6 protein-coding genes are annotated in these 6605 nt (G+C 39.6%); all 6 read right to left on the bottom strand.

The annotated features are described in order from the left end of the window. Positions 1–74: 74 nt before the first annotated feature. Positions 75–1301 carry a Fic family protein gene (locus Q0F90_RS06245; protein WP_296004210.1) on the bottom strand — a complete coding sequence of 409 codons (1227 nt, stop codon included), beginning with the start codon at positions 1299–1301 and terminating at the stop codon, positions 75–77. Between the two features lie 313 nt (positions 1302–1614). Further along, entirely contained in the window at positions 1615–3132 is a 1518-nt protein-coding gene (locus Q0F90_RS06240; RefSeq protein WP_296004209.1) for a capsule assembly Wzi family protein, read from the bottom strand. Positions 3133–3263: 131 nt separating this feature from the next. Beyond that, positions 3264–4304, bottom strand: coding sequence for an NAD(P)-dependent oxidoreductase (locus Q0F90_RS06235; protein WP_296004208.1), 1041 nt, complete (start codon positions 4302–4304; stop codon positions 3264–3266). 18 nt (positions 4305–4322) lie between these two features. After that, the gene (locus Q0F90_RS06230; RefSeq protein WP_296004207.1) at positions 4323–5042 is read right to left on the bottom strand and encodes a 2-C-methyl-D-erythritol 4-phosphate cytidylyltransferase; all 720 of its coding nucleotides are present in this window, start codon (positions 5040–5042) and stop codon (positions 4323–4325) included. Between the two features lie 30 nt (positions 5043–5072). Next, positions 5073–5957: a polysaccharide biosynthesis/export family protein gene (locus Q0F90_RS06225; protein ID WP_296004206.1), complete on the bottom strand. Its 885-nt coding sequence runs from the start codon at positions 5955–5957 to the stop codon at positions 5073–5075. Positions 5958–5973: 16 nt separating this feature from the next. Continuing rightward, positions 5974–6605 (bottom strand): lipopolysaccharide biosynthesis protein (locus Q0F90_RS06220; protein WP_296004205.1); only part of this gene is annotated, 632 nt, incomplete at its 5' end.

The raw sequence follows: 6605 nt of genomic DNA, 5'->3' as shown, positions 1-6605 counted from the left end.
ACCCTTGTTTGAATACGATCAAGGGTTGGGGTGATAAGGTTCAAGACAGCTGATTAGATCAACTGTCTTTTAATTTATGCCTTATCTAAAGGTGGCAATATAGTCATTTTTAACATAAATGATTCGGTACGACCGTGTTTTACCTTTATAAGATATTCTTTTGGGATTTGTTTAAATCTAGTAAAAATTGTACCTCTACTTTTACCACAAGCATTCATAATTTCAGCCTTACTAATACCAGCACCTAAAGAAAATAATCGAGCTTGTAATAACAAGAAATATATGTCTTGAAGCAAAGGATCTGTAATCTTTTCAGCGCTAAAGAACACCTTTAACTTCTCTTGTTCTTCCATTAAGCGATTGATACGTTTATCTAATAACTCCATGGCGCTATCTATCGTTTTTTCGATAAGAAAAATAAAAGGGATTACAAAGGTTGTTACGTCGCCTCCATTAATCTCAGCAGTAGTCATTTTAAAAGCATCATAATATTGCTTTTTATTATTATTAATGACCGCAGATAAACGTAATGCTACAAGAGGATGAAAATATTTTGCCAAATATGCAGTAGAAATAAAACGATTAGTACGTCCATTTCCATCATAGAAGGGATGGATGTAGCCAAAATAGTAATGGAATATGGCTACGCGAATAGGTAATACTAGATCCTCATCATTAAGGATCTTTAATGCTTGATCTAGCTCTGTAATAATGCGTGACTCAGGCAAAGTCCCTCTATGAATTATTTTGTCTTGATGATTTACTATATCTACAGAATCACATCTAAACAACTTGCCATCGGGCTGATTTTTTGCATCGATTTCATCACTAATAATGTCATCAAATAGTCCTCTAATATCTTGACTACTTTCAAACTTAAATCTATGAGGATTATCCAAAATCGATTGATACTTAGCTATAATATTTGAAAATCTTAAGGTATCATTCTCACTATTCTCAATAGCTGCCTTGATTTCTTTACGGCTACTATAAACGCCTTCAATATCATTACTTGCCTTAATTTCAGTAGAGAGAAAGGTGTTCATAACGTGTAAAATCATGACTTTAGGCACTTTAGCCACTAAATTGATAAAAGCACTTCTCTTGGCTTCTAAAGATAGTAAAAGCTGAACTAATACAGGATGATACATAAAGAATGCATCATATGTATTACGTCTATTATATTCATGGATAGGAATAGGCAATGAAATAGAACTTTCCGAATTACGACGATTATCGAGTATTCGTTGCCAATTAGAGGCTTGTTTATAGTATATCTTATGCATAGGTTCAAACTTCATTATATCCCTCCTATCTAACCTAACGTACTCTTATAAGTAAAGTATAAAAATATAATAATTTATACTCCAAATTAATTTCCCCAATATTAGTGTTCAAAAATCTCATTTTTTGAACATCATTTAATTAAATTATAGTAGTTATGTTCAAAAATAGCAAATTTTGAACATAACATAAAAGAGGCTGTTCTACATGAGCAGCCTCTTTTAGTATCTAAGTATTATCTTATTAGATTTATACAATCGTATATTATCTTATGGATTTAAATACCGCTTGTATCTTCCTAGATTAAGGTATTAAGTATTATATTCTACATTAGAATGTGCGTTTTACGTCTACGCCTACTAGGTATGCAGTTTTATCTTTTTTATCAGTCATGTTGTGAAGTCTAGATACGCCTACTTTCGCAGCTAAGGACCAATCGTTAGATAATTTACGGCTATGATCAACCCAAACGTTAAGGGCTTTTGCATTTGTGTTAAGTTCGCGGTTTAAACGCAAGTACTCAACGTTAAAGCCTGTTAAGTTTGCTTTTTTATCCCAGTGACCAAGGCGAGCATATAAGCGATTACTGCTGTTGCCCATGTAGTCGCCGATGATATTGCCTTTGTGTACATAACCATCGTTGTAGGACCAGTGAGCATACCACCAGTTGCTTGTTCTACCGCCTTCTAAGCGAAGGTTCCAGTCGTCGTGGTTGCCAAGTTTTGGCAAGTACACGCCGGCAGTCCAAGCGATTTTAGATGGACTTGGAATAAAGCCAAGGCCTGTAGCTTGGTCTTCACCATATACCATGCCGTATACTTCCATGGATGGCAATGTCCATTTAATATCGTAACCAGCGATGCTGTTCCATTTATCTTTGGAACGGCTAGCTTCGTTTTTACCAGTTAAGAAACGACCATAGTCGGAAAGGCTCAAGTGACGGCCTTCACCGCCCATAATGGATGTCAAGCTCGCACCAATAACAAGGCGTTTTGTAGGAGCCACTTCAACACGGGCACCTACAAAGTTTGGATGTTTTACATCGTTGCGATCATCAGACATTTTTGCATATACGAATGTGGGCTTAATGGAACGCAAGAAGCGGAATGTACCGCCTACTTTTACAGGGTTAATCGTCGTTACTTTCACACCTGTTAAAGCATTCATATTGTTGGAAAGATTGAGAGATGATTGGTGCATAGGGCCCCACCATAGCTCATCTTTACCAGCTTGTACCTCTACGGCACCGATGTGTGTTTTCACGTAGCCGTTTACGAGGCGTGCACTGTTATCGCCAGCAAATAAATCAGCGCGCGGTGTAATCGCGTACGCCACATGATTGCCTGCCGTACCGCGGATATTCACTTCACCGCTCACAGTAGTGCCGCGATTGTATTTATAACCATTGTTATTGCTATTTAATGGTTGGTACGTGCTCGCCGTACGAACCCAACCACCACGGTTTTGGTTGTACTCTGGAGAATTCGTAGATGTTACAGATACAGTAGCAGAATCAACTACTACTTTGGACTCTTGTTTGCCTGTTGCCAAAGTTTGGATATCATCGGCATATTCAGTTTCAAGATTTTGAAGCATAGATTGAACGAATTGTGGTGTACTAGCATCCACTTTACCGTTCGCTTCTTGTACCCATTCAGCCACTTGTAAGCGGCTGTAAGGCTTGGATGTTGGCAATGTATCGATATAGCCTTGCGCATGCAAGGAATCGATCATGTCATAAGTTGTAGAATTTAAATTTACATTTGGTGATACAATTTGTGCGCCATAAACTGGAGCGATGGCCATCGCCATAATAGCGCTTGTAACTAATAATTTAATACGTTTCACCCGATAACTCTCCTCAGTGTAATAATACAAGATTAAAACATACTATATTTCTCAAAATAACAGTAATAGCAGCAATATACAAACATTCATAGATTACAAAACATAGATAGCATAACACAGATAGCAAAGGGTTATGCCTCTTGCGCTAAGTAATCCATGAGCAGTTGATAGCCCTCTTTCATATTGATTTGAGGCGCCCAGCCCAACGCTTGGAGCTTGTCCGCCGTTAAATAATACTTCACAGTTGGTGCATAGCCATAGTTATTCGTTTCAGGAATATCCATCACTACGGAAATGCGTCCCCCTACGACCTCATCGGCCACGAGTTTTGCAATATCATAAATGCTTCTCGTTTCCTTAGCATTGCAAATATTGTACGCTTCTCCCGATGCGCCTACTTTCAGCAATACTAAAATACCCGTCAAGGCATCGGTGAGGTAACAGAAATTCGATAAAGACTCGCCCTTCGTATGCAAAACGATATTTTTGTTTTGTAACGCGCTTTTAGCGAACTGAATCGATACGCGGTTGTCCTCGCCTGCTACGCCAGGGCCAAAGGTTTGTGCCAAACGAGCAATGGTGACGTTCACGCCGTATTCCTTGGCATAGGCATAACAGTAACATTCGCAGGCGCGCTTGCCTTCCGAATAGGAACTGCGCGTATCTAGATGATTGATATACCCCAAATCATCTTCGGTCATTGTTTGGTAATCCTCGTATTGGATGCCGTATTGCTCCATAGAGGACAAATAGACCATATTCTTAATGTTTTGTGCTTTTGAAAGCTCCAAGCATTCCACCGTTTGATTGATGGATGTATGCAAGGTTTCTACAGGATTACTGATAAAGAACTTGGACTGCGTCGGTGATGCGGTATGAACAATATAGTCGATAGGCTCAGCAATATCCTTTACCTTTACGTTCGTAATGGTAAAAGTATCTCGCTTAAACCCTTCAAAAACAGTTTCTGCTTTTTCTAGATTGCGCACGTGACCGATAACGCGGATATTTGTATTTAATACATCGTTAGCAGTCATAATGGACTTGATGAGCATAGAGCCAATCAAGCCAGTAGCACCAGTAATTAACATGGTGCTACCACTGAAATAATTAAACAAATCCTTGTTGCTATTGACGGTCCGCATCAACTCATCTTGTAGTACTGTGTTCATTATCTATCCTCTAAGTAACTATAAACCAATTACATTCATACTATCTTGTACATCTAAATAGGCTTTAAATGTATAGAAGTCGATTGGCGTTGTAATCTTAATGTTCGCAGGCAAGCCCTCCACTAGATACAAAGTGTGCCCAAAGTGCTGCATCATAGACGCAGAGTCGATGAATTCTAGTTTCTCTTCGTTCGACTTGAGATGAGCCTTATGAATATCGCCTAAGAAGAAGCACTGCGGCGCTTTAGCGATAACGCATTGCGATCGATCTAGAATCTTACCTGCCGTATGAGGTTCGTCCCCTTTTACGAAGGTAGTTTCCGTAGACGGTGCTACGGTTATAGCATTACCATGATGAAGCACGCAGGAAATGCACTCTTCAATCATCATTTCATTGATAATCGGTCTAACGCCGTCATGTAAGAGGACCACAGTCTCATCATCGAATAATCTTCGACATTCTTCCAAGCCGCGGAAGATAGATTCCTGACCTGTGCTACCACCAGGAATGATAGATACAACCTTAGTTAGACCAAACTTAGCCACCAAGGACTCCACTTGAGGAATCCCTGACGCTAAGGACACTACAATAATCTTGTCGATACTTGGCGCATATTGGAAATGCTCCAATGTATGGACGATAATTGGCTTTTGATTGACTAGCAAAAATTGTTTGGGAATACCGGACGAGCTCATGCGTTGTCCCGTACCACCTGCAAAAATGATAGCTACATTCATGGTAATACTCTCCCTCCGCTTTCACTAAAATTAGTTAGTTACATTATGAAGTGTATAAGCAAGTGATGCAAATGGTGCAATATCACTTGGAATAATACGGTGAGATTTAGGTACGTAGATCATATCGCCATCTTCAAGAGCGATGTTTTGTTTAATATCTTGTTTCTTGATGAAAGCTTCCATATCTACTTCGCGTACGTATACAGTATCATCGATAACGCGTACCACTTGGATATGACGTGGACGAGCCTTTCTAGCTGTGCCTTGCGCGCTAGAAATGGCAGCAAATACGTTCATGTAATCAGCACCTAAACGGTAGATACCAGGTTTTGGTACTTCACCCATTACATAGACTTGACGGCCGCCGTATTCAGACACGTTTACTGTAAGATCTGGATCATGTACATATCTGGAGAATTTTTGGTTCAGCAACGCAGTTGCTTCCTCCAATGTAAGACCAGACAATTTAATAACACCAGTATATGGTGTGTTAATACGACCATCTGGACCAATCATGAGGGTAATACCAGATTTACTTGTCGCATCACCGCCACCAGTAAAGCCGAGCTCCCCATTGCTATACCCTAGCATATGAAGATTGATTTTATCGTATTTAGATAAACGGTAGGCCCCAATATCTGTACGAGCCAAGGAAAATACGCTGTCCTTTGGATCAATGTACTCGCCATTTTCTAGGACAATCGTCAACTTTTGTTCCTTTGTAGGATGTTTTGTTTTGAAAGTAACGACCTCTCTGCCTTTAATATGGCTATCAACGACAGATACGTCTTGTACCTCTTGATTATAAGAAGTAGAAACGCCACCCATATACTCAACACCAGCTGCATTTGCCATAGCTACATTACAAGCCAAGCAAGCGCCTACCAATGCCATTAATAACTTACGTTTGTTCATGTTTATCTCCTTAGTATTACCTTTTCTTCAATCTTAATTTCACTAAAACTGAATCACTTAGCTGCTTCTCATAAGCGTTAAAATTAATCACTCGTTGAAGCCCGAAGTACATAAAAGCGTATACTAACATACTAATAATCAGAATATAAATGGATTTGTTTAAATCAATATACGGAATAATATATAAGCCCGCTGCTGTTACGACAATGGTAACGAGGGACAACCAGAAAATTTCTTTCCAGAAATGAATGATGTTCAGCTTCATCGTCCGTTGGTAGTACACATTCATGATGAGACCATTACCAAGCACCATAGAGAGGCCGGTAGCCGCCGCACCACCGATGATGCCGTACGCATCGATCCAGAAGTACGCAAGCACTACGTTTAATGTGCCAACGAGGACATACACTACGGCGCGCACATGGTACACATTGCGAGCCTGCATAATAGCAAGACCTACGTTCTGAATTAAGTCGATTGTGAAAGGTACAATGATGAGCAAGGTAATGATATATACCAAATCAAAACCGTCGCCAACCCAGTAATGAAGGAAGCTATGTCCAAATACGATAAATCCACTGAGGATTAAGGACAATAAATAAAACTGTAATCGCCCTATCTTGAGGAATAAGCTTTGGAACTCTTCAT

The organism is uncultured Veillonella sp. (assembly GCF_934190855.1).
GTDB lineage: Bacteria > Bacillota > Negativicutes > Veillonellales > Veillonellaceae > Veillonella.
Note: the sequence above shows the minus strand (reverse complement) of the source record. Positions and strands in the feature narration are given on the sequence as shown.

Coding starts and splice junctions, on each gene's coding strand:
- Q0F90_RS06245 (WP_296004210.1), bottom strand. CDS start 1,301: ATGAAGTTTGAACCTATGCATAAGATATACTATAAACAAGCCTCTAAT.
- Q0F90_RS06235 (WP_296004208.1), bottom strand. CDS start 4,304: ATGAACACAGTACTACAAGATGAGTTGATGCGGACCGTCAATAGCAAC.
- Q0F90_RS06230 (WP_296004207.1), bottom strand. CDS start 5,042: ATGAATGTAGCTATCATTTTTGCAGGTGGTACGGGACAACGCATGAGC.
- Q0F90_RS06225 (WP_296004206.1), bottom strand. CDS start 5,957: ATGAACAAACGTAAGTTATTAATGGCATTGGTAGGCGCTTGCTTGGCT.